This is a genomic window from Kineococcus indalonis (genome assembly GCF_009906395.1).
GTDB classification, from domain to species: domain Bacteria; phylum Actinomycetota; class Actinomycetes; order Actinomycetales; family Kineococcaceae; genus Kineococcus; species Kineococcus indalonis.
Window position 1 is genome coordinate 1 of sequence record NZ_JAAALM010000902.1, and the last position, 875, is coordinate 875.

Sequence of the window (875 nt, forward strand, 5' to 3'; positions counted from 1 at the left end):
CGCGCGCCCGGCGGATCTTCGGCAGCGTCACGTCCAGGAAGGACTGGCCGCCGAAGCCCGGCTCGACCGTCATCACCAGCAGCATGTCGAACTCGCCGAGCAGGTCCACGTACGGCTCCAGCGGGGTGGCCGGGCGCAGCGCGATGCCGGCGCGGGCGCCGGCGGCGCGCAGCTCCCGGGCCAGCCTGACCGGGGCGGTGGCCGCCTCGGCGTGGAAGGTGACGCCCTGGGCGCCGGCCTCGGCGTAGGCCGGCGCCCAGCGGTCCGGCGCCTCGATCATCAGGTGGCAGTCCAGCGGCACCGGGGAGACCTTGCGCAGCGCCTCCACCACCGGCAGCCCCAGCGTCAGGTTGGGCACGAAGTGCCCGTCCATGACGTCCACGTGGGCGGCGTCGGCGGTGGAGATCCGCTGGAGCTCCGCCTGCAGGTTGGCGAAGTCGGCGGACAGGATGCTGGGGTTGACCTGGATCGTCACGGCGCGACCCTAGCGGCGGCCGCGGACGGTCCTCACGCCGTCTCCGGCCGGCCGAGGGTCTCGCCCTGCACCGCGGCGTCGCGCTCGCCCGGGGCGGTGAGCACGAGGAAGAGCCCGCCGTACGGGCCCAGCCACACCCCGAAGCTGCGCAGGTCGTCCACCCAGCCGATCTCGCCGCCGGTGGAGGCGTCCACGACGGCGTGGCGCGGCTCGAACGCCTCCGAGCGCACGGTGCCCTCGATGGTCTCCCCGGTGAAGTTCAGCACCGTGACCTGCACGGGCGCGTCGGTGCGCGAGGCGTCGCCGTCGTCGAGGCGGTGGACCATGACGAGCATGCCGTGGTGCGCCACCGGCGGGACGTCGATCTGGGTGGCCGCGGCGACGCCGTGGCGGGCGCGCA

1 protein-coding gene and 1 pseudogene are annotated in these 875 nt (G+C 75.1%); both read right to left on the reverse strand.

What is annotated here, in order from left to right; all coding sequences use genetic code 11:
* The coding region (locus tag GTR00_RS21840; protein ID WP_166613583.1) for a ribulose-phosphate 3-epimerase at positions 1–475 on the reverse strand (475 nt) is incomplete at its 3' end.
* 32 nt (positions 476–507) lie between these two features.
* Positions 508–875: pseudogene (locus GTR00_RS21845) on the reverse strand (maltose alpha-D-glucosyltransferase); the annotation flags it as partial.